This is a genomic window from Actinomycetota bacterium (assembly GCA_023488435.1).
Classification (GTDB): Bacteria; Actinomycetota; Coriobacteriia; order Anaerosomatales; family UBA912; genus UBA912.
Genome location: JAMDCK010000023.1, coordinates 1 through 21,002, shown reverse-complemented (window position 1 = coordinate 21,002; position 21,002 = coordinate 1). Strand labels below are relative to the sequence as shown.

General features: G+C 57.8%; 24 protein-coding genes. 20 read left to right on the top strand and 4 right to left on the bottom strand.

Annotated features, from left to right (window positions below; genetic code table 11):
• The first annotated feature begins 60 nt into the window (after nucleotides 1-60).
• From M1617_03690 to M1617_03625, 14 genes are all read left to right on the top strand, one after another.
• Nucleotides 61-903, top strand: coding sequence for a protein-glutamate O-methyltransferase CheR (locus M1617_03690; protein ID MCL5887392.1), 843 nt, complete (start codon nucleotides 61-63; stop codon nucleotides 901-903).
• 63 nt (nucleotides 904-966) lie between these two features.
• Entirely contained in the window at nucleotides 967-2,280 is a 1,314-nt protein-coding gene (locus M1617_03685; protein MCL5887391.1) for a methyl-accepting chemotaxis protein, read from the top strand.
• Between the two features lie 9 nt (nucleotides 2,281-2,289).
• Nucleotides 2,290-2,787, top strand: coding sequence for a chemotaxis protein CheW (locus M1617_03680; GenBank protein MCL5887390.1), 498 nt, complete (start codon nucleotides 2,290-2,292; stop codon nucleotides 2,785-2,787).
• Entirely contained in the window at nucleotides 2,780-3,151 is a 372-nt protein-coding gene (locus tag M1617_03675) for a response regulator (protein MCL5887389.1), read from the top strand. Before M1617_03680 ends, M1617_03675 begins: the two co-directional genes overlap by 8 nt.
• Before the next feature lie 4 nt (nucleotides 3,152-3,155).
• Nucleotides 3,156-4,259 carry a chemotaxis response regulator protein-glutamate methylesterase gene (locus tag M1617_03670; GenBank protein MCL5887388.1) on the top strand — a complete coding sequence of 368 codons (1,104 nt, stop codon included), beginning with the start codon at nucleotides 3,156-3,158 and terminating at the stop codon, nucleotides 4,257-4,259.
• Nucleotides 4,252-6,273 carry a chemotaxis protein CheA gene (locus tag M1617_03665; GenBank protein ID MCL5887387.1) on the top strand — a complete coding sequence of 674 codons (2,022 nt, stop codon included), beginning with the start codon at nucleotides 4,252-4,254 and terminating at the stop codon, nucleotides 6,271-6,273. Before M1617_03670 ends, M1617_03665 begins: the two co-directional genes overlap by 8 nt.
• Before the next feature lie 11 nt (nucleotides 6,274-6,284).
• Nucleotides 6,285-6,896 (top strand): chemotaxis protein CheC, encoded by a 612-nt coding sequence (locus M1617_03660; GenBank protein MCL5887386.1) that lies wholly within the window; start codon nucleotides 6,285-6,287, stop codon nucleotides 6,894-6,896.
• 6 nt (nucleotides 6,897-6,902) lie between these two features.
• Complete coding sequence (locus tag M1617_03655) at nucleotides 6,903-7,418, top strand: chemotaxis protein CheD (protein MCL5887385.1); 516 nt, start codon at nucleotides 6,903-6,905, stop codon at nucleotides 7,416-7,418.
• Nucleotides 7,415-8,941, top strand: a complete 1,527-nt coding sequence (locus M1617_03650) for a sensor domain-containing diguanylate cyclase (GenBank protein MCL5887384.1) — start codon at nucleotides 7,415-7,417, stop codon at nucleotides 8,939-8,941. Before M1617_03655 ends, M1617_03650 begins: the two co-directional genes overlap by 4 nt.
• Nucleotides 8,938-9,444 (top strand): peptidoglycan-binding protein, encoded by a 507-nt coding sequence (locus M1617_03645; protein ID MCL5887383.1) that lies wholly within the window; start codon nucleotides 8,938-8,940, stop codon nucleotides 9,442-9,444. Before M1617_03650 ends, M1617_03645 begins: the two co-directional genes overlap by 4 nt.
• Nucleotides 9,445-9,513: 69 nt before the next feature.
• Nucleotides 9,514-10,593 carry an NlpC/P60 family protein gene (locus M1617_03640; protein MCL5887382.1) on the top strand — a complete coding sequence of 360 codons (1,080 nt, stop codon included), beginning with the start codon at nucleotides 9,514-9,516 and terminating at the stop codon, nucleotides 10,591-10,593.
• Nucleotides 10,594-10,684: 91 nt separating this feature from the next.
• Nucleotides 10,685-11,791, top strand: a complete 1,107-nt coding sequence (locus tag M1617_03635; protein MCL5887381.1) for a PilT/PilU family type 4a pilus ATPase — start codon at nucleotides 10,685-10,687, stop codon at nucleotides 11,789-11,791.
• An 83-nt stretch (nucleotides 11,792-11,874) separates the two neighbouring features.
• The gene (locus M1617_03630) at nucleotides 11,875-12,444 is read left to right on the top strand and encodes a sigma-70 family RNA polymerase sigma factor (protein ID MCL5887380.1); all 570 of its coding nucleotides are present in this window, start codon (nucleotides 11,875-11,877) and stop codon (nucleotides 12,442-12,444) included.
• Nucleotides 12,434-13,099 (top strand): hypothetical protein, encoded by a 666-nt coding sequence (locus M1617_03625; GenBank protein ID MCL5887379.1) that lies wholly within the window; start codon nucleotides 12,434-12,436, stop codon nucleotides 13,097-13,099. Before M1617_03630 ends, M1617_03625 begins: the two co-directional genes overlap by 11 nt.
• A 17-nt stretch (nucleotides 13,100-13,116) precedes the next feature.
• Here M1617_03625 and M1617_03620 read toward each other — a convergent pair whose 3' ends face one another.
• Complete coding sequence (locus tag M1617_03620) at nucleotides 13,117-13,425, bottom strand: VanZ family protein (GenBank protein ID MCL5887378.1); 309 nt, start codon at nucleotides 13,423-13,425, stop codon at nucleotides 13,117-13,119.
• A 31-nt stretch (nucleotides 13,426-13,456) separates the two neighbouring features.
• Between M1617_03620 and M1617_03615 the strand changes: the two genes are divergently transcribed.
• Entirely contained in the window at nucleotides 13,457-14,059 is a 603-nt protein-coding gene (locus tag M1617_03615) for a hypothetical protein (protein ID MCL5887377.1), read from the top strand.
• A 17-nt stretch (nucleotides 14,060-14,076) separates the two neighbouring features.
• On the opposite strand, the gene M1617_03610 is transcribed toward M1617_03615, so the two are convergent.
• Nucleotides 14,077-14,385: a VanZ family protein gene (locus M1617_03610; GenBank protein ID MCL5887376.1), complete on the bottom strand. Its 309-nt coding sequence runs from the start codon at nucleotides 14,383-14,385 to the stop codon at nucleotides 14,077-14,079.
• 31 nt (nucleotides 14,386-14,416) lie between these two features.
• Here M1617_03610 and M1617_03605 point away from each other — a divergent pair, with 31 nt between their 5' ends.
• Nucleotides 14,417-15,424: a DMT family transporter gene (locus M1617_03605; protein MCL5887375.1), complete on the top strand. Its 1,008-nt coding sequence runs from the start codon at nucleotides 14,417-14,419 to the stop codon at nucleotides 15,422-15,424.
• 8 nt (nucleotides 15,425-15,432) lie between these two features.
• On the opposite strand, the gene M1617_03600 is transcribed toward M1617_03605, so the two are convergent.
• Nucleotides 15,433-16,083, bottom strand: coding sequence for a hypothetical protein (locus tag M1617_03600; protein MCL5887374.1), 651 nt, complete (start codon nucleotides 16,081-16,083; stop codon nucleotides 15,433-15,435).
• A gap of 91 nt (nucleotides 16,084-16,174) precedes the next feature.
• Between M1617_03600 and M1617_03595 the strand changes: the two genes are divergently transcribed.
• Together M1617_03595 and M1617_03590 are read left to right on the top strand one after the other, a co-directional pair.
• Entirely contained in the window at nucleotides 16,175-18,184 is a 2,010-nt protein-coding gene (locus M1617_03595) for a transglycosylase domain-containing protein (protein ID MCL5887373.1), read from the top strand.
• A 25-nt stretch (nucleotides 18,185-18,209) separates the two neighbouring features.
• Complete coding sequence (locus tag M1617_03590; GenBank protein MCL5887372.1) at nucleotides 18,210-18,518, top strand: DnaJ domain-containing protein; 309 nt, start codon at nucleotides 18,210-18,212, stop codon at nucleotides 18,516-18,518.
• Nucleotides 18,519-18,550: 32 nt separating this feature from the next.
• Here the strand turns inward: M1617_03590 and M1617_03585 are convergent, their stop codons facing one another.
• Nucleotides 18,551-18,784, bottom strand: a complete 234-nt coding sequence (locus M1617_03585) for a DUF1462 family protein (protein ID MCL5887371.1) — start codon at nucleotides 18,782-18,784, stop codon at nucleotides 18,551-18,553.
• Nucleotides 18,785-19,046: 262 nt separating this feature from the next.
• Between M1617_03585 and M1617_03580 the strand changes: the two genes are divergently transcribed.
• Both M1617_03580 and M1617_03575 read left to right on the top strand, forming a co-directional pair.
• A complete protein-coding gene (locus M1617_03580) occupies nucleotides 19,047-20,204 on the top strand; it encodes a methyl-accepting chemotaxis protein (protein MCL5887370.1) in 1,158 nt (385 codons plus the stop codon).
• 9 nt (nucleotides 20,205-20,213) lie between these two features.
• Nucleotides 20,214-20,678: a RidA family protein gene (locus tag M1617_03575; protein MCL5887369.1), complete on the top strand. Its 465-nt coding sequence runs from the start codon at nucleotides 20,214-20,216 to the stop codon at nucleotides 20,676-20,678.
• The last annotated feature ends 324 nt before the right edge of the window (nucleotides 20,679-21,002 follow it).

The following is a 21,002-nucleotide window of genomic DNA, read 5'->3' as shown; positions in this document are numbered from 1 at the left end:
CCAGAAAGATGGTAGTATCCTACATTAATTCCGCGCTAATTGGCATCAGGAGCGAGACTGTTGATCGGCACCCCAAAGGAGTCCGGACACAAAGGTGACGCCAATAGGCTGATCGAGAAAATCAGCGACGCCTGCGATATCGACCTCTCGAACTATCGACGGTCGTACGTCGAGCGTCGAGTTGCGGCCAGAATGCGCGTGCTTCGCCTAAAGACGTATAGGCAATACTGCCAGCATCTTGCCGATGAGCCGGGCGAGAGGGTCCTATTGCTTGACACGCTCACCATCAATGTAACCGACTTCTTCCGAGACCCATCGATGTATCGGTTCCTGGCAAAACAGGTGTTGCCGGAACTGGTTGATCGCAAGCGCGGGTCGAGGAACCGCCTCATTCGGATTTGGTCTGCAGGATGTGCAACTGGGGAAGAGCCATACTCCTTGGCAATGGCGCTGCTGGAGACCCTTGGTCCGTACGGGAGGGAGGTCCACTTCTCTGTGGTTGGCACCGACCTCGACGTCAATGCACTAGCGCTCGCCAAACAAGCTAACTACCCAATCAGCCGTGCATCGCACATCCCAAAAGCGCTGCAGGCGAAGTATCTTGAGTTCGCCGACGATCGCTTCACGATTCGTCCAAAAGTCACCAAACACGTGAGATTCCGTCCACTCGATCTCTTCTCAGATCGCCCGGTGGGGATGGTCGACCTGATCCTCTGTCGCAACGTCTTCATATACTTCAACAAAGATCAGCAGGAGAAGATTCTCGAAAAGTTTTGGTCCTCGCTCACGAAGGGTGGCTATCTCGTCTTGGGGAAGAGCGAGAAGATGCCTTCTTCGATGGCAGGCAAGTTCGAATCGATCCAGGGCAGAGAGCGGGTGTATCGCAAGACCGACGGCTTGTGATACCTTTGCGGAGGGTGCGCGCATGCTCAATTCGCGCCACTAGGACAAGGAGGTTGTCGCCGTATGCAACAGGAACATCGGAGCAGTGTGGTCAAGGGGGGCCTATCTCTCGCCTTCACCTTTCTGACCTGGGCCACGATTGGTCCACCGGTTCTGACGGGACTCATACTTTCCGCTGTGTTCGCTGCTGTTTGGCTGGACCTGACGTTCTCGGATATGTTGCCTGTCATACTCGCAGGCTCAGTGTTCATGCTCGTACTGGCTGTTCCCGGGACCCTGCTCTGGCGCTGGCAATTCAAAGAGAGGGTGCTGAGGCCCCTTCGAGATCTCGGCGGAGTGATGGTCCTGGTGGGCGATGGCGATCTGGGCCAGAGGGTCACGGTCGTCAGAAGAGACGAGATCGGCCTACTCGCCGAGGACTGCAACCGCCTGCTCGAGTCTCTCTCGGTGATCGTCAATCAGGTAAGATTGTCGGCCGAATCGGTGGCGGCAGCCTCCGATGAGCTTTCCGCATCCTCTGAGGAGGTCTCCGTCTCGGCAGTCGAGATATCCTCATCGGTCCAACAGATCGCACACGGCGCAGAGATGCAGTCGCACAAGATTGACGAGACCACGCGAGCTATAGAGGCGATCAACAGGATCACCGACGAGGTGTCGGGACAGGCTCAGGAAGCTGCAAGCATCAGTGATGAGGCTGCTAGGTACTCGGCATTCGGGCAACAGGCCACAGACGAGGCCATCGTCAAGATATCCGAGGTCCAGCAAGCGATCGAGACCCTCGCGACGTCGGTGGAGCTTCTCGGTCGACGCAGCAACGAGATCGGGTCAATCGTCGATGTCATCACCGCGATCGCCGATCAGACGAACCTCCTGTCACTGAACGCCGCTATCGAGGCGGCAAGAGTCGGGGAGTCCGGAAGAGGCTTCTCGGTGGTCGCCGACGAGATACGCAAGCTCGCCGAAGGCTCTACACAAGCTGCGCAGCGTATCTCGGGCCTGATCGCTGAGGTACAGGAAGAGACCGCTAAGGCCGTCAAGTACATGGAGCTCGGAACCCGAGAGGTGGAAGTAGGCAGCGAGATCGTCGGCAAGACGGGCGAGGCTCTTCGCCAGATCAACGAGGCTGTCTCGCGGACGGCGATCTTGTCACAGGCTATCGCCGAGGCGATGAAACACCAGGTACCTCGTGCGGCTGAGGTCGATTCGGCGATGCACGACATTGCTGCCATCGTCGAGCAAAACGCTGCCTCTGCCGAGGAGACTGCAGCAGCCACAGAGCAGCAAACCGCCTGCATGGAAGAGATCGCTTCGGCGGCCCAAGAGCTATCCACGATGGCGAACAAGCTTGAAGAAGCCGTAAGTCAGCTGAGGGTCTAGTGATCGGCAGTGACTACCATAGGCGATAAAGACAGCAGGATATATGTGATCTTCCGGCTCGGATCCGAGGAGTACGGACTCGACATCCGGCGGGTACAGAGTATCGTTGATTATGCGCAGCCCACACCGGTGCCTAGGTGCCCCGAGTCGGTGCTCGGGGTTGTCAACCTTCGCGGGAAGGTGATTCCGGTGATTGACCTTGCGACTAGGCTTGGGCGCGAGCCCTTCGTACAGAGAGTGGGCTCGAGGCTCGTTGTCGTCGAGGGTGATGCCGGTGTGCTAGGACTTGCGGTCGATGCCGCTCACGAGGTCACGCCTATCGATTCGAGCTCGATACAGCCGACTCCGGATGCAGTTGTCAGTGGCCGGAACGGCGAGATATTCGAAGGAGTGGCCCACAAAGATGGAGCGCTGGTCATATTGATCGATCTGGATAGGGCGCTCCCTCGAGCAGCCCTAATCGATATAGAACAATCCGTTGAAGCGGAGGGGTACGGGGATGTCTAAAACGGTTCTGGTCGTTGACGATGCGGCTTTCATGCGGATGATGATCAGGGACATTTTGTCCACGGAAGGTTTCGTCATCTATGAAGCGGTGAATGGGCGCGACGCGGTTGAGAAGTACGAGGAGATCAAACCCGACCTCGTAACAATGGATATCACGATGCCGGAGATGAACGGGATCGACGCACTCAGGGCTATCATGAGCTCAGACTCTGGCGCACGCGTTCTCATGGTGAGCGCGATGGGGCAACAGAAGCTCATCATGGAGGCGCTCGAGGCTGGCGCCTTGGACTTCCTTGTTAAACCATTCCAGCCGACCAAAGTGCTGGATACCATCAACAAGTGTTTGCGGCCTCGGACCCCCTGAGCCGATGCGCAGAGCGGCGAGCATCAAAGTCTTGGTGGTGGACGACTCTGCTTTGATCCGGCAGATGCTCACGAGGGCACTTGGAGTCGACCCTCGGCTAGAGATCGTTGGAACCGCCAAAACCGGAGTCGAAGCAATCGCGCTTGCAGATCAGTTCAAACCGGATGTAATCACCTTGGACATCGAGATGCCCGAACTGAGCGGCATCGAGGCGCTGCCGTACATCGCAGACAAGTGCGATGCGAGGGTGGTCATGCTGAGCTCTCTAGATGACTCCGACACAACCTATCAGGCACTGAGTGCTGGGGCCGTCGACTTCGTCTGCAAACCCAAGGCGGGAATGGCGAGTTCGATGACGGAGCTTTCTGAGTTACTGTTCAAGAAGATTCGCACTGCATACCGGATCGACCCTTCCAGGGTGCGTGAGATCGCAAGCGGTCTGGAGAACAGGACTGCAGACAGGCGTTCCCACTTTGACAGGGCTGACTGTTGCGGGAATGACTTGCAATCTAATGGCCCTCCTTCGTATCTCGTCGGGATAGCCTCATCCACGGGCGGCCCTCCAGCACTTGAGAGGGTCTTTGCTGGCTTGGAGGACTCACTTCCTGCGGCCTATCTCGTTGTCCAACACCTGCCGACAGGATTCTCGGCATCGTTGGCTCGCAGGATATCCAAGGCGGGCTGTGTGGAGGCGGTTGAAGCTCGTGACGGGATGCCGGTCTTGTCGGGCAAAGCCTACATCGCTCCCTACGGAGCGCACATGCGGGTCAAGAGTGCCGCTACCGGCCCTAGGATCCATTTCGATGATGGCCCACCATTGCATGGGGTCAGACCCGCCGCCGATCCTTTGCTCGCAAGCATCGCGAGTGAATACGGCAAGAAGACGGTCGGGGTGATCTTGAGTGGCATGGGCAAGGATGGCGCAATCGGGCTTACCGCAGTGAAAGCTGCCGGCGGGGCAACCATAGCTCAAGATGAACAGACCAGTGTCGTATGGGGGATGCCGGGAACCGCGGTTCGTGCGGGCGTCGCCGAGCATGTGGTGCCGGTCGACAGTGTGGCATTTCAGATTCGACGCGCCTTGAGGCGGGCGGACTCCAATGAGTGAGATGGACGCCTACAAGGACCTCTTTCTGTCTGAGAGTACCGACTACTTGCAGTCAATCACTGACGGGCTACTCGCACTGGAGGAAACCCCTCATGACCTCGCGCACGTCGAAGTGGTGTTTCGAGGTGCCCACAGCCTGAAGGGCATGTCGGCCGCGATGGGCTACGAGCGAACTGCTGATCTCACGCACACTATGGAAGAACTGATGGATCGGGTCAGGCGCCGCGACCGGAAAGTGGATGCTGAGCTTGTCGACCTGATGCTCGACGCGGTTGATGCAGTTCGAAGATCAATAGCCGAAGAGTCCTCGGGCCAAACTGATGCCACCGATTTCAGCGAGTTGGTAGCTAGGATAGTCGAGATGCAGACGGCGGACTCTCGGGACCCGAAGTCGGGGCCTCTAGCTGATGAGCATGTTGACGACTCCAGGGGAAGTGATCCTTCGACAGTTCGATTGGCTTCTGAAGCCGGCGGCCACTCAGCGACGCCGCGCACCGAAGGTGATGGCGCGCGTTCGTACTCCGTGGTAGTCACGCTTGAAGAGGACTGTGTGCTGAAAGCTGTGAGGGCGTACATGGTGATCAAGCGCCTGAACTATCTGGGGACCGTGACTGACACTATCCCTTCGGCGAGGGATATCGAAGATGAACGCTTCGACCTCGAGTTCACGGTGAAGGTTCAGACCGCGAGCGCCGCTTCCGAGTTGACAAGAGCCGTCACCGCGGTGACCGAAGTCGCAGATGCCAGAGTCGTCGAGGAAGCCATAGTGCCGCAGAGTGAGACCAAAGCTTCTAGCGACCAACATGGTTCCTCCGGTTCATCCAGACGCCGAGACACCCCGATGATCCTCGAAACGCAAACGGTCCGCATCTCAATCGGATACCTAGACTCCATGGTCGACTTGGTGGGTGAGTTGATCACGTTCCGTTCCCGATTGGACCGAATCGCCGAAGCGATGGGAAATCGCGCTTTGGATGATGCCGTGGAGGACCTGCACAGGATATCGACGGAACTTCGGTACGTGGTAATGGACACACGCATGGTTCCGGTGGAGAACATCTTCAACAGGTTCCCGCGGATGGTTCGGGATCTAGCCCGCGAGCTGGACAAAGAAGTTGTGTTTCGAATGGATGGCCTGGGCATAGAGCTGGATCGTACGGTTCTCGATGAAATTGGAGACCCGATCGTCCATCTACTCCGAAACAGCATCGATCATGGGATCGAGAAAGCCGATGCCCGTAAGGCTGCTGGCAAACCACCCAAGGGGACCGTCACTCTATCCGCCAAGCGCGAGAGGGACACTGTCCGGATTACCATCAGCGATGACGGAGCGGGCATCGATACGGAGCGCATTTGGACCAAGGCCTGCTCGGTCGGTCTAGTGAACCCGGATGACAGGGCGACGTTCGATGACGAAGACGTGCTCATGCTTACTTGCGCCCCTGGGTTCTCCACTGTGGAAAATGCCACTCGGGTATCCGGGCGCGGGGTGGGAATGGATGCGGTCAAAGGTAAGATTGAGTATCTTGGCGGGTCGTTGGCGATCAGTTCGAAACGTGGTGTTGGCACGGACTTCGAGTTGACGTTGCCGTTGACGCTCGCGATCATCCAGGTCCTTCTGGTCAGTGCGGGGAGACAGACATTTGCCCTGCCCCTGAGCTTTGTGGATGAAGTCCTGGCCGCAGAAACTGTGAGCATCGATACGATCGATGGGATGCCGGTAATGGTCTACCGAGATGATGCGGTGATTCCCTTACACAGACTCGATCGCGTTTTGGGACTGAGCGACAACGATGGCCCGGCAGCCGATTCTAAGGAGCAGATCATTCTGATCCACAGTCCAGATGGGGGTAAGCGAGGCTTGATTGTCGAAAGTCTTGGTGGGCGCACCGAGGCTGTCATCAAGCCGCTGTCACCTATGTTCCGGGATACCAAGGGCCTTAGTGGCGCTACTGTCCTAGGAGATGCACGGGTGGCCCTAATCATCGACCCACGGACACTGTTCTCTGGATGAGAGGATCACAAATGAAGATCGGACAGTTGTCGGAGTTGCAGCTGGATGCTATCCGCGAGCTCGGGAATATCGGGGCCGGCCATGCAGCGACTGCCCTGTCCCAGTTGACTGACAATCCGATTGGGATATCCTCTCCAACCCTGGAGATAGTCCCTTTTTCCGATGTCCCCAATGTGTTCGGTGGGCCCGAAAGACTAGTTGGCGCAGTGTTCGTCAAGCTACTTGGAGACGCCCATGCGAATATGCTGTTCATGGCGGATCGCGACTCCTCGCTGGGCCTAGTGGACATGATGAGAGGGCGTCCACCTAAGACAGCGAAGTCGTTCGGGCTTGAAGAGGAGAAGCTGCTGACTCACACAGCCTCGATCCTGATTGCTGCATACGCTGCGGCAATAGGCCGAATGACGGATTTGAGTGTACTGCCCAACACTCCACACTTCGCGCTCGATATGGCAGGCGCAGTACTCGAGAGCGTTGCGATACAGATGAGCTTTTTGTCGGATGAGACGATCTTCGTAAGAACCATATTCACCAGCGAGGATGCCTCTGTCGACACGGCCCTGCTATTCTTGCCCGACACCGAGGCACTCGAGGTCATCCTGGGAAGACTTGGAGTCAAGTGATTTCCTATGGCGCCAAATCCTAGACCGGATCGCAGTGAACCACGTGGGACCGCCGTCGAAGTCGGCCTCGGCGCACTCGGCGTTGCCACCCACCCAGAGTATCTGGTGACCAAGGCTTTGGGCTCTTGTGTCGGAGTCGTACTCTGGGACTCCGTGCTGAAAAGGGGCGCCCTGGCCCATGCGATGTTGCCCGCCCCGCTGGGACACCAGCATCCTGGAAACAATGAACGATTCGTCGTCTTTGCCCTTCCGGAGATGGTCAGGCGCCTTGAGGCCCTCGGATCCAAGAGGAGGTCCCTAGTCGCAAAGATGGCCGGCGGAGCCTCGATGTTCCAGTTCGACGGGCTATTGGCAGGCATAGGACAGCGGAATGTCGTCGAGGCGAAGAACCAGCTAAGGCTATTGCGAATACCTCTAATTGCCGAAGATACTGGTGAACGACATGCCAGGACTGTCGAGCTACATCTAGACACAGGTCTGTTCCTGGTCCGAAGCTATGTGTATGGTGTGATTAGACTGTGAACCCACAAAGAGAACAACGAATCATCGACAAGATTCAAGGAGCCAAGGCGCAATCATTGGATTCGACCCCTGGTAAATTCCGTGTTGCCATCGTGGGAGGCAATCTTCGGGCCGCCTCTATCCTTCGGTTGCTCAGCGAAGCGGATAACGTCGACATCGTAGCTATCAGTTCTCCCAATCCGAGTGCTCCAGCCACACGCCTTGCCGCGGATCTCGGCTTGTTCACAACACCGGACTTCACCGAGATATACCAGATTCCAGAGTTGGATTTGATCATCGACATTTCGGATGACGAGGAGATTCAACGCTCGCTCAAATTTCAGCGCCCTGCGGATGTGGAGCTCATAGGCTCAATCGGCTCGGGTCTAATCTGGGACCTGCTCGTGGCAAAGAAAAGGGGCGAAGAGCAGGAGAAGCTGTTTGTGGAGCTGCAGGTGGCCTACGACAGGATCCGCAGCCACGAACGCAACCTTCAGGAGAACAAGGTCAAGCTGGAGCGCACCAACGAAGAGCTGGAGCGACGACTTGCCGAGATCTTCTTCACACACGAGTTCTTCAAGGCACTCACTTCGTATAGTAGGGTCGATGATGTTTGCTCCCTGATCGTCGACGGCGCCAACGGCATTCTCGGCGCTGAGATATCTTGTGTGTATCTCGTGTCGCGCGATGACTGGACCTTGCAGCTTGCAGCGTTCCAGGGACGGTCCGAAGACAACTTCAGACATATCATTCCTGTTCAAGAGAGTATTCTCGGGACCGCTTTTAGAGACGGGACTGCGCAGGAGAAAGACGTCCCATATGAGTCTGAGTCCTCAAGTTGGTTCAGCGTCCCTGGTGTCATTCGCTCCCAAGCGGCGGTTGCACTCCGCACCGGAGACCAAGTGATGGGCGTTCTGGTCGTGGGTTCTTCGATCTATCGTGCATTGACCCAACTGGAGAGTGATCGACTTCGGGTCATCGGCAATCAGTCCTCACTGTCGCTACAGAGCGCGCTCCTCCATGAGGAGCTGGAGCGTCTCTCCGTGACGGACCGGTTGACCGAGCTATACAATCACGGATACTTCCAGCAGCGCCTATCCGAGGAGTTCATACGCGCGGAGCGCTTCGGACATAGCCTGTCCCTGATCCTTGCTGACATCGATGATTTCAAGGCGTTCAACGACACCTACGGTCACCCAAGAGGAGATAAAGTTCTTCAGACGGTCAGCTCCATCATCCGAAACAACTTGCGAGAGATCGATGTTGCTGCCCGATACGGAGGCGAAGAATTCGTCGTCCTCCTTCCCGAAACAGACGCCGAGGGAGCCCTTGCAGTGGCGGAGAGGATCCGTGCGGAGGTCGAAGGTACCGAGTTCAGGGGCGGCCATGATATCCCTCCGGTACGCAAGACCATCTCCTTGGGAGTAGCATCCTTTCCTGGGAATGCTGATCGAGCCTCGGGGCTGCTTGAGGAAGCCGATCGAGCCATGTATATCGCAAAACGCGCTGGGAAGAATCAGGTCAGGGTGGCTGGCCAGCAGTGAAGCCGATAACCCCGGGCACCAGAGGCCCTGCAATAGAGGACATTCAAAGACGTCTACTGATGCTCGGGTATGACCTGGGAAGAACGGGTGTCGACGGAGTATTTCTAGGCAGGACTCAAGAAGCTGTCTGCAACTTTCAGCAGGAGCACGGCCTACCCGACGACGGAGTAGTCGGACAGGCGACCTGGTCCGCGCTCGTGGATAGCACCTTCATCCTTGGTGACAGAACGCTGTATCTTCGGCTGCCCTACTTTCATGGGCATGACGTGAAGGTGTTGCAAGGGGCGCTGAATGCGCTGGGATTCAGCGTTGGCGCTGAGGACGGGATCTTTGGAGCCAGCACAGAGGCGGCGGTGCGCGAGTTCCAGCGAAGCTGTGGACATGCGGTTGACGGCATCTTCGGCACAGAGACAGCGAGTGCGCTTGAGGCGCTGCGACATCTGTGGCACGGCAAAAGTCCTTCCCCCCGTCCTCTGCCGGCTTCCGATTCGGATGCCATCTAGGGGCCTTGTTGGCCCGGAATATGCTTCCCGGAGTTGAAGATATTCAATAGTGGTACACTTTTGACGTGTATGGAAACTGAAACGAAGCCCACATTTTGGGGAGGGATAACCCTGAAGGTTGTATATCGCATAGCTATGATTACGCTGCTAGCGGCTCTGACACTCCAGGTAGCCGCGGGGTCTGCGACAGCAAACCCGGCGTTAGCCGAGAGGCGCGAAGAGGCCAGGCGCGTGAAGGCCCAGCTCGATGAGTTGGACAGGCAGCTGGCCCTTGCTGCCGAGGATCACAACGAAGCTGCCGAGAAGCACGCGGACGTCACCCAGAAGATCAACGAGACGCGCTCGGAGCTCGAGAAAACCAACGCAAGGATATCTGTGCTTGAGGATTACCTGTCGGCGAGCGCCGAGGCGATGTACCGCCGAGGACCACTGCAATTCGTGGAAGTCTTGCTTAGCACACAAGATCTCGAGGAGTTCACCTCGACATGGATGATGCTCGAGGAGATGAATAGGGAGGAGGCCGAGAACGTCGGCTCCCTCAAAGAGGCGCGCGCCAAGGCTGAGCGATATGAGGCAGAGCTAGTCGTTCAGGAGGCAGCGGCTGCTGAGGCACTCTCAGTCATGGCCGCCCGCAGGGCGTCTGCCGAAGGCAAACTGGCCGATCGTCGGCGGATGCTCCAGGGAATCGAAGATGAGATCGCTGCAATCGAGCGGGCCGACAGGGCTAGGGCCGAGGCCGAACTCAGAACAGCTTCAACCCGGCGGAGCCAACCACGCGACCGTAACTTCCCTGCCCCGACTAGGGCTGCCCGGAGCGAGGTAGTCAACATCGCCAAGCGGTACCTGGGTACTCCGTACAAGTGGGGCGGAAACGGACCCAACTCATTTGACTGCAGCGGCTTCACGCGTTACGTGTTCCGCCAGGTGGGCGTCAACCTTCCTCGGGTGTCCAGACAGCAGATCAATGTCGGACAGCGGGTGTCTAGGCAAGACCTGCAACCGGGCGACCTGGTGTTCTTTGGCAGGCCGATCCATCATGTGGGCATCTACGTTGGTGGAGGCCGTTACATCCACTCACCGCGTACCGGAGATGTGGTCTCGATCGATCCGATGACCCGCCGGGATTTTGCGGGTGCCACGCGCCCCTAAAGCGCCAACACTGGAGAGACCGCTCGAACATGCCGATACACAGTGATGTATCGTTTTGGTTGAGTGTGCGGATATTCCAAGGTGGTGTCTGATGGCCGAGATCGACGGGCTTCTTAAACTTATGACCGAGAAGGGTTCATCCGACCTTCATCTGAAGGCGGGGAGTCCGCCTGCAATCAGACTCAACGGGCGCCTGATAGTGCTACGGGAGCAGTTCCAGTCGCTGAATCCTGAACAGACGCGAATTCTTGCCAACGGGATGATGGATGAGCGTCAGATTCACTCCTTCGAACAGCGCCGAGAGATAGACTTCGCTTATTCACTGCCCGGAGTCGGGCGCTTTCGGGTGAACGTCTTCCACCAGCGGGGAAGCATTGGAATGACGCTGCGTCGCGTCACGACCGAGCGGGAGAGCATCGAGTCCCTGGGGCTACCAGCTACGGTTCGAGCTCTAGCTAATGAGCCTCGGGGTCTGGTGTTGGTGACCGGAACAGCAGGTTCGGGAAAAACCACCACACTAGCTGCGATGATCGATCATATCAATTCGACCAGGGATGGTCACATCGTTACGATCGAGGATCCAATCGAGGTCTTGCATCAGGACAACAGGTGTATCGTCAATCAGCGAGAGATCGGCATCGACACCGACAGCTATGCAGATGCATTGCGTCATGTGGTTCGGCAGGATCCGGACGTCATCCTAATCGGGGAGATGCGCGACCATGAGACCGTGGCAGCGGCAATGACGGCTGCCGAGATCGGCAACTTCGTCCTATCGACGCTGCATACGATAGATGCCACAGAAACCATCACCAGGGTCATCGACTTCTTTCCCCCTTATCAGCAAAAACAGATTCGTTTGATGCTGGCTTCGACGCTCAAAGGCATCATCTCTTTGCGATTGATCCCTTCGATCAACGGCGGACTGGTCCCGGCGGTCGAAGTCATGGTAACAACCGGCACGATCCGGGAGTACATCATGGATCCCGACAAGACCTACATCATCCGTGATGCCATGGAGGATGGGGAGTATTACGGGATGCAGACGTTCGATCAAAGTCTCCTGCGGCTGTACACGGATCGCAAGATCACGTTGGACGATGCCAAGGCGATGGCGCACAACGCACACGACTTCATGATCAAGGTCCGTCAGTTGGGCATTGATCCACAGGCGGCGTCAGAGAGTGGCATATACTAAGTCACATCTGGTTGCGTCATATTGGCGGGAGCATGCCCGTAACTTTTACAGGGGTCATCACGTTATTCCATCAGGAGATCATTTTGAGACGGCTGTTCGAGGAAAGGCACATTGACAGGCTTGTGAAGAAAGCCGTCAGAGGAGATGCCGAGGCTTTCGGAGCGATCTTCGACATCTACGCCGATCGCGTCTACGGATACATTCGAGTCCGTGTGCGCACGGAGCATGATGCCGAGGACATCGCCGGGACGGTCTTCCTGAAGGCATTTGAAGCAGTCGCAGGATATCGGCAGACGGGAGCGCCCTTCTCGGCATGGTTGTTTCGGATCGCGCACAATGCGATCGTCGACCATCACAGGCGAAACGCGAAGGCTCCCGAACCGGTCGAGGATATTGAGAGCTACACGGAGCAAGACCCGATTGTGGTGGACGAAGTAGTGTTAGCGCAGGTAGACGCGGAGATGATGAAGGAGAGCATATCCAGACTGACCAGCGAGCAGGCAGCCGTGATCGTAGCCCGATTCATCTGGGATATGGATGTGAGATCCACCGCAAAGGTTCTGGACCGCACGGAAAACGCAGTGAAGGCGTTGCAGCATCGAGCCATGAAGAGGCTGGCTCGAATAATAGAAGAGCAGAACGATGAGAACTGATAGAGCACATAAAGAACTCGAGAGAGCCATCAAGCTCGCTGAGACACCTATGCCCGAGGATGTTCGGCAGAGGCTCCGCGCGACTACCATGGCTTCTGTTCGTGTTTCGCTTCCACGCACCCCCATTCGTCCGGGGATTCGCTTGGTGCGGATGGCGGCCCTTGCTGCGCTTGCCGTCGCACTCTTCGGCGGAACCGCTTACGCTGTGATGCGGTCTGCGCCCGGCGACGTGTTGTTTCCGATCAGAGAAGCCGCCTCGAAGATCGGAGTCGGCCAGGTTCCGCTCGAGCCACCGGCCGAGGAGCCGCTCGAGAGGAAGCTCGCACCTGTCGTTCCGCCAGCAACCGATGCTGATGAGACGGAGTACCGTGAAAGTGAGGGCACGTACGAGAGTGACCCCGCCGAGCCTAAGGAAGAGGCCGATCCCGCCGATGAAAGCGAGCCCGCTGAGCCTAGAGGCCGACGCGGCGAGCATTCGGAGCCGCAGGAGTCCGAGCCTCAGGAGCGCGAGCCGCAGGAGTCCGAGTATCCTGACTACCGCGAAGAGAGCAACGGCCGAAGAGGTGGGTCAGGGCTGGCCATGGACGAAGAGTGGCGCGAGCCTCCAACTCAAGAGGATGCCTACTATGAGGACGGATCCGCAGACTCTTACTGATGCGTCCCGGTGCTGCCTTAGCCGCCTCTGATCGTCGGGGTGTGCCCCTTCGGCTGATGAAGGCGCTTGCCACTGACGCTGCGAGCTACCGAAGCTCCGACAGCCGCTCCTAGCGTGTCCCATCCCCAGTCCACGACGTCTGGCGTTCTGCCTGGCACAAAGGACTGATGGACTTCGTCAACGACTCCGTAAGCCGATGCGAGCAAGATCGCAAAGACCCACACTGTTTGAGCGTCGTGGTCGCGGCTGAGCGCAAAGTGAATCGCCACAGCAAGGAGCGCGTACACGACGAAGTGGGCCAGCGAGTTGAAATCGTTTGGCGGCATGTTCGAGCCTGGCTGCGATGACGACCACCAAATGATCGACACAACGCCTATGGCAGGAATCCATCTTGAGAAACGCCGCACCAGCGGCCTCCTTGACTTCACTCGTCGCTCATGGCAGTTTATCAGCCTTGTGAGCGGTTCGAATCGGACATCATCTGGGTTTCTGGCGTACGCCGTTTTGGCGGCGGCATGTTTTGGGACACTCGCCATCCTGGCGAGTCTGGCCTACGAACGCGGAGCAACGCCTTTACAGTTGCTTCCGCTCGAGCCACCGGCCGAGGAGCCGCTCGAGAGGAAGCTCGCACCTGTCGTTCCGCCAGCAACCGATGCTGATGAGACGGAGTACCGTGAAAGTGAGGGCACGTACGAGAGTGACCCCGCCGAGCCTAAGGAAGAGGCCGATCCCGCCGATGAAAGCGAGCCCGCTGAGCCTAGAGGCCGACGCGGCGAGCATTCGGAGCCGCAGGAGTCCGAGCCTCAGGAGCGCGAGCCGCAGGAGTCCGAGTATCCTGACTACCGCGAAGAGAGCAACGGCCGAAGAGGTGGGTCAGGGCTGGCCATGGACGAAGAGTGGCGCGAGCCTCCAACTCAAGAGGATGCCTACTATGAGGACGGATCCGCAGACTCTTACTGATGCGTCCCGGTGCTGCCTTAGCCGCCTCTGATCGTCGGGGTGTGCCCCTTCGGCTGATGAAGGCGCTTGCCACTGACGCTGCGAGCTACCGAAGCTCCGACAGCCGCTCCTAGCGTGTCCCATCCCCAGTCCACGACGTCTGGCGTTCTGCCTGGCACAAAGGACTGATGGACTTCGTCAACGACTCCGTAAGCCGATGCGAGCAAGATCGCAAAGACCCACACTGTTTGAGCGTCGTGGTCGCGGCTGAGCGCAAAGTGAATCGCCACAGCAAGGAGCGCGTACACGACGAAGTGGGCCAGCGAGTTGAAATCGTTTGGCGGCATGTTCGAGCCTGGCTGCGATGACGACCACCAAATGATCGACACAACGCCTATGGCAGGAATCCATCTTGAGAAACGCCGCACCAGCGGCCTCCTTGACTTCACTCGTCGCTCATGGCAGTTTATCAGCCTTGTGAGCGGTTCGAATCGGACATCATCTGGGTTTCTGGCGTACGCCGTTTTGGCGGCGGCATGTTTTGGGACACTCGCCATCCTGGCGAGTCTGGCCTACGAACGCGGAGCAACGCCTTTACAGTTGCTCACTTGGCGATTCGCTCTGGCAGCACTGTTGCTGGCATCGTACATGGCAATCACACGGCCCGGCAAGCTTGTGGCCCCTGTCGGCGACATCGGCCGCTACGCTGTCATCTCGCTCGCAGGATATGGGGCTGCCTCGATCTGCTTCTTCTTCGCGCTGACCCATGCTGATGTCGCCGTGGTGGCGATCATTCTCTACACCTACCCCGCAATGGTGGTAATCGCCGAAAGGCTGTTCTTCAAGGTTCCTTTGACCAACGGCAGGGCCTGGGCCGTGGGCCTTACCTTTGCCGGGTGCGTCTTCGTTGTCGGTCCAGCTTCGGGACAGATGGAGGCCTCGGCAGTCGGGGTGCTTCTCGCTTTTGGCGCGGCCGCTGGGTATGCCCTGTTCACGCTCGTGAGCCACCGCTGGCTGCCCGGTCGCCCTCGCACAACGCTGATGGTGCATCTATTCGCGTTCACTGCAATACTTTGTGGGGTGGCGGCGTGGATTACCTCTACTCCACTCACGGCCAAGGAGTGGGACACGGTGACGTGGGCATTGCTCGGGGCCATAGTCCTGTTACCGACATTCGCTGCGATACTTCTCTATCTCAAAGCGCTGCGAGGGCTGGGAGCATCGAGAGCCGCTATCGTCTCCACCTTCGAGCCCGTGTTCACGGTCGCCTTGGCAGCGCTGGTCCTCGGAGAGCGTCTTACCCTGACTCAGCTGCTGGGCGCTATGCTGATCCTAGGCGGTATCGTAGTCGCCGAGAAGTTCCCACCAGAGCCAGCCATCGTGTGAGAATCCGACTAGAGGAGCTCAAGGAGCACCATCGCGTAACGTGTCGCGAGGACAGCTAGCACCCCGATGGCCTCGAACCCGAAACCGATCGCAATCGTCGATCGCACTCTTCTCCGGTCGGCACCACCTTTCAACAACACGCGATAGGCTAACACGGCGCCGAGCAACCATGCGATGAATCGTAGTGGTGGATTGACCGCCAGGATATACGGTATCGATCCGGCAACCCATGATTCAGTCAAACACGTCTTCCTCTCAGGGTCGGCTGAGCTGAAGATCGCATGCATGATCGGTAGTCGGATCGCAACCCATCCTATACCGATCAGCGCGCCTACTATCGCCTGCAAGACCCCTTGTGCGCTGAGGAGCACAGACACTGTCGCTCCTATGCCTATTGCAGTCACAGCGAGCACAACCAACGCCGTGGTCGAGCGTCCAGCCGAGTTGCGTCCAGCCGAAAGCAAACCAACACCGTCTGAAACAATCGTGCGAATGTCCGGCACCGAGATGCCCGGACGTCCGAGCCGCGATCGCATGCCGATGAACGGCTGCAGGGCCCTGCCTAACAGGCGCGCCCATTGACTGAACAGCGCACTGGTCACCGATGCACCGCTCTTAGAGGATTCAGCGGCATCGGACTCATTCTTGCGTGGTAACATGGTCGAGGTTCGCTTTCCTTTGGGTAATCTCGAATACGAACACTTTCGGAGTTTCAGTTTACTCGACTTGTCAGGTCACGAGAGGAATCGAGTGGTTGTCTCGGGCCGCGTGGCGGCTTTGCTCAAGATTTCTGCCTCCGTCTTCGCGTTGTGCGCGGTGGTGTTCATCGCCGCGGGCTTCTACATATTCTATCTGTCGACCACACTTCCGGATTTTGAAGAAGGCCCCCTCATGTTCGAGGCAGCCCAGACTTCGATGGTGTATGCATCTGACGGCTCTCTGATCGCCCAATGGCATGCTGGCGAGGATCGCACCATCGTGCCGATGAGCGCGATAGCAAAGACCCTTCAGGATGCGGTCGTAGTTACCCAGGACCCGGGGTTCTTCGAACATCGTGGCTTCGACCTCGATGTGATTTTGGCCTCTGCCGGCATCGGCGGTGGCCGCGTTGATGGGGCTGGGAGCACAATAACCCAGCAGATGGTCAAGATGATGTTCCCTGACGAAGAACGTACCCTTATCCGAAAGGTCCAGGAGACTCTACTGGCCCACGAGCTTAGCACCCGTGTCGAGAAGGAGCGCTTGCTGGAGGGGTATCTCAACACAGTGTACTTCGGCCACGGTGCCTACGGCATCGAGGCGGCAGCTGGTCGATTCTTCGGAGTGAGGGCATCCGAACTCACGTTGCATCAGTCTGCGATGCTCGCAGCTCTCATCGATTCACCCGGCGCCCGATCCCCAATAAATCAGCCTGAAGTTGCCCTGCGTGAACGCAACGAGGTACTGGAGATCATGGAGCAGCAAGGGCTCATCTCCGAAGTCGTAAGGAGCGAAGTCGCCTCACTCGACCTGGGATTGGCGGCCCGCAAAGATGCCCCTGACGTGGCTCCGTACTTTGTGGAACACGTCAAGCAGATGCTAATCGAGGAGTTGGGTAGCGACCCCGTCTTTACTGGCGGCCTGCGGGTATACACTACGCTTCGCCCCGATCTTCAGAGAGAAGCCGAGAAGGCTGCCGCGAGGTTCTTGGGGAGAGTCGGCGACCCGGAGTATGCGATCGTTGCGATCGAAAGTAAGACCGGCGAGATAGTCACCATGGTCGGCGGTCGGGACTTCGCGACCAACCAGTTCAACCTCGCTTCTCAGGGGCGTCGTCAGCCCGGTTCCGCATTCAAGACCTTTGTGTTGGCGGAGGCGATCGAGAGGGGAGTGCGGCCCGATCAGGTTTTCGATGCCACGCCCTACACGGTGCGAGTCACAGACGGGATATGGACCGTCAACAACTACGAGAACGAGAGTACCGCTCCGAGGGTGACTCTTCAGGCCGCCACTGACTGGTCAGTCAACGCCGTCTACGCCCGATTGATCATGAATATGGGAGCGGAGTCAGTTGTCGATATGGCCAGGCGGGCGGGAATCACCAGCCCCCTCGATGCGAACCCGGCTATCGCGCTGGGAGGGATGGAAATCGGCGTCTCGCCTCTTGAGATGACATCAGCGTATGGTACTTTCGCGAACGGTGGCTATCGGGTAGCTCCCGTTGCGATTACCCGAGTCACCGATTCGGAAGGCAATGTCGTCTGGGAGCCGACCAGGGTTAGCGAAAGGACTATCGAGGAGCGGGTCGCCCGTCAGGTCTCGGCGATGCTCGTGGGGACCGTCGAGTCTGGAACAGGCGCGGCAGCACGCATACCTGGACTCTCGGTTGCCGGGAAGACCGGAACGACGCAATCATATCGGGATGCGTGGTTTGTTGGATTCACGGGCAACATCGTGACGGGAGTATGGGTCGGCCACCGAGAGGGACAAGTGGATATGACCAATGTCCGAGGAATACAAGTAAGTGGGGGTAGTTTCCCAACACAGATATGGGGTGCGTTCATGACTCGGACACAAGCGCTACTCAGACAATCCGCGCCGCCACCACCCGCCCCTCAAGCACCCGCTAGCGAGACAGCAACTCCAACGCCAGCGGAAAGCTTTGTCGAGGTCACTATCTGTCCCGAGTCGGCGCGAATCGCCGGCCCCACTTGTCCTTCGCCCGAGAAGATATATCTCGATGCGAGGGTTGTTCCTCAGGCGGTGTGTAATCTCCACTAACGAAGACGTCACAGGGGGCGAACGCGTGAGTCACTACAAGACCTTGCAGGTGGATCGAGATGCCGAACCAGAAGTCATTGAGAAGGCTTACAAGGCGCTATGCATGAAGTACCATCCTGATCGCAGCACCCCGACGTCCTCGCGCAGTGGCGATGATGCGACCATCAAGATGCAGCGCATCAACGCCGCATATGCCGTGCTCAAGGACTCGAAGAAGCGAGCGGTCTACGACAGAGGATTGGAATATCCCGCGGGAGCCAGCGCATGGGATCATTTTCTAGAGAAAGGTCTTGTCGGCATGTTGTGGGACAAGATGGAGCGAGACAGGGATTGATGGTCGAGTGTTTCCCGTGGATGCTGGAGGGATCAATGCCCCAAGTCGGCGACTTTCTCGGTGACGATCCTCATGATCGATGGATACGAGACGCTGCCTTCGAATCTGGGGGCCCCATCGATCAGCGTCACGGGATAAAGGAGGCCCTTGGCCTCGATGGACGCGATGATCTCCGAGTGCTCCGCTCGAACATCGCTGCTCGATGCGTCCAGGTATGTGACCGTGACCGAGTCGCCGAATCGACGATTCAGCTCATGCGCGATCATTGTGGTGATCTCCTCCGGAGACCAAGAGGGCCCTCAGCCGACGGAGAAGCAGTTTTGTCCAGAGGCTCTATCGAAGACTTGTACAGATATGCGGTTGCTCATACTGATCACCTTGCTCGCGTGGCGGCCATCCGCCCATCCTGGGCAGTGGATAGAATAATACCCTATGGGGTATCCAAGCGCAAGTCTACTCATGGAACCGTGGCCTCTTGCGTGTGCGATTGCTAAAATGTGAGCACGTAGTCCTCTGATTGGAGCGAAGTTGGCTGACTTGAGAATGTCGAGGACGGGCCGTCGGCTTGTGGTGACCATGCTGCTGGCAGGTGTGGGCATCGGTGTAGCCTTCCCTCTCGCAGCTTCATTCTTCGTTGATCCCGTGAGTCCTGCAATGAACATCGCGTTCTGGATACTATGCGTCGCAGCCGGGCTTCTGCTTGGGTTGTTCTGCATCTTTGTGGCACTGAAGACAAGTCGTGCGCTTTTCGTCGATGTTCTCAATGAGGCCCAAAAGAACACCTCGTTTGCTGTCCAAGTCTCTGGCAGCGTTGATGACATGCAGGAGGAAGTCAAGAAGCTACTTCAACGCGCAGACAGCGTCATCAACCAAGCTATCTCCATCAATGCTGAGCTCCGCGCCTTGACGAGCCAGGTCCTCGCAGCCACGGAGCAACAAGCATCCGGGGCCGCCGAGCAGGCCGCCGCGGTGACCCAGACATCGGCGACGGTTGAAGAGCTCGCGCAGACGTCCAAGCAGATCGCTGACAACTCGGCCTCGGTGGCCACAACTGCCGAAAGGACGCTTGCCACTGTCGAAGAAGGCATGCGTTCAGTCATCGACACTTCTGACGGCATCGAACAGATACGGGCCAGTACCCAACATGCTTCCGATAGGATCCTGGTGCTGGGCGAACGCAGTCAAGAGATTGGGCGAGTGTTGGTCATCATCGATGACGTCGCCGAACAGACCAAGATATTGGCGCTCAATGCCGCAATCGAGGCGGCAAGGGCCGGAGAGGCGGGCAAAGGGTTCGCGGTAGTGGCCGAGGAGATCAGAAAGCTGGCCGACTCTGTCACCGACTCGACCCAGGAAATCGGGCGCGTCGTTCGAGAGATCCAGACCTCGTCGTCACAGTTGATCATGTCTACCGAACGCACAGCCCAGAAGGTGGAGGAAGGCAAACAACTCGCGCAGCTGACAGCGGACTCACTGGATCGCATTGTCCGCCAGGTTGAGAATACTACTGATGCAGCCAAGCAGATATCGATCGCAACGCAGCAGCAGCGGACGGCCTCAGATCAGGTTGTCCTTTCGATGCGAGAGGTCGCACAAGTCAGTCAGCAGTCGGCGGAAAGTTCGCGGCAGATCTCCTCGGCGATTGTGGATCTGAATCGAGTTGCCGACTCGCTCTTGCTCAAGTAGGGAGAAGTGGTGGCTGCCAATAGAGTATTCGATAGACTGCTTGAGGCTGGCATAGAGGTTCCCCCACCTCCGGCCCCGGTGGGACGATACGTTCCAGCGATCAGAGTCGGCTCGCTCATATACACATCAGGGCAACTCCCGGTCAGGGACGGAGTCTTGGTGGCGAAGGGGGCAGTAGGTGTCGCGCTATCAATCGAAGATGCTGTTGAGTGCGCGAGGTTGTGCGCGATCAACTGTTTGGTTGCGGCATCGACAGTCTGCGACCTTGATAAGCAGGTTCATCCGGTGAAGTTGGTCGGCTATGTTGCGTCAACCCCCGATTTCACACAGCATCCCGCGGTGATCGATGGTGCCAGCGAGGTGCTCGGCATCGCTTTTGGGCAGGCGGGCTTGCACGCACGCGAGGCGGTGGGGGTCGCAAGTCTCCCCTTGGGTGCCCCGGTGGAGGTTTCTCTTATCCTCGCAGTTGAATAGGGGTTTACCGGGGGTCGCTACTTTACTTTTCATGCGTGCGGGGAAGCTCCTTGAGCGCGTGCAAAATGTGGAGATTTTGTAGATGCGCTTATTGAACGTGAATAGTAATTGGATTATCGTGTAATCGCGGGAGGCGTTGTGCACGTTTTCACGAAAACTAGAGTAGGGCAGTCGGACGAAAAGAGGCGTTGATGCCGAAACTTTCACTTGGAAAGCTGGTTGGTGGGTTCAAGAATCCCAAGACCCGCCCGCGCTTCATAATCTGGACAGGATCGGTAGTCTTCTTCCTGGCCGGCTTCGTCCTTTTCGCAATGATGGTCACCT

What these genes read in the sequence shown, in the direction of transcription:
- M1617_03625 (MCL5887379.1), top strand. Translation starts at nt 12,434, where the DNA reads ATGAGAACTGATAGAGCACATAAAGAACTCGAGAGAGCCATCAAGCTC.
- M1617_03685 (MCL5887391.1), top strand. Translation starts at nt 967, where the DNA reads ATGCAACAGGAACATCGGAGCAGTGTGGTCAAGGGGGGCCTATCTCTC.
- M1617_03605 (MCL5887375.1), top strand. Translation starts at nt 14,417, where the DNA reads ATGATCGACACAACGCCTATGGCAGGAATCCATCTTGAGAAACGCCGC.
- M1617_03665 (MCL5887387.1), top strand. Translation starts at nt 4,252, where the DNA reads ATGAGTGAGATGGACGCCTACAAGGACCTCTTTCTGTCTGAGAGTACC.
- M1617_03615 (MCL5887377.1), top strand. Translation starts at nt 13,457, where the DNA reads ATGATCGACACAACGCCTATGGCAGGAATCCATCTTGAGAAACGCCGC.
- M1617_03655 (MCL5887385.1), top strand. Translation starts at nt 6,903, where the DNA reads ATGGCGCCAAATCCTAGACCGGATCGCAGTGAACCACGTGGGACCGCC.
- M1617_03585 (MCL5887371.1), bottom strand. Translation starts at nt 18,784, where the DNA reads ATGATCGCGCATGAGCTGAATCGTCGATTCGGCGACTCGGTCACGGTC.
- M1617_03670 (MCL5887388.1), top strand. Translation starts at nt 3,156, where the DNA reads ATGCGCAGAGCGGCGAGCATCAAAGTCTTGGTGGTGGACGACTCTGCT.
- M1617_03640 (MCL5887382.1), top strand. Translation starts at nt 9,514, where the DNA reads ATGGAAACTGAAACGAAGCCCACATTTTGGGGAGGGATAACCCTGAAG.
- M1617_03635 (MCL5887381.1), top strand. Translation starts at nt 10,685, where the DNA reads ATGGCCGAGATCGACGGGCTTCTTAAACTTATGACCGAGAAGGGTTCA.
- M1617_03660 (MCL5887386.1), top strand. Translation starts at nt 6,285, where the DNA reads ATGAAGATCGGACAGTTGTCGGAGTTGCAGCTGGATGCTATCCGCGAG.
- M1617_03675 (MCL5887389.1), top strand. Translation starts at nt 2,780, where the DNA reads ATGTCTAAAACGGTTCTGGTCGTTGACGATGCGGCTTTCATGCGGATG.
- M1617_03600 (MCL5887374.1), bottom strand. Translation starts at nt 16,083, where the DNA reads ATGTTACCACGCAAGAATGAGTCCGATGCCGCTGAATCCTCTAAGAGC.
- M1617_03610 (MCL5887376.1), bottom strand. Translation starts at nt 14,385, where the DNA reads ATGCCGCCAAACGATTTCAACTCGCTGGCCCACTTCGTCGTGTACGCG.
- M1617_03620 (MCL5887378.1), bottom strand. Translation starts at nt 13,425, where the DNA reads ATGCCGCCAAACGATTTCAACTCGCTGGCCCACTTCGTCGTGTACGCG.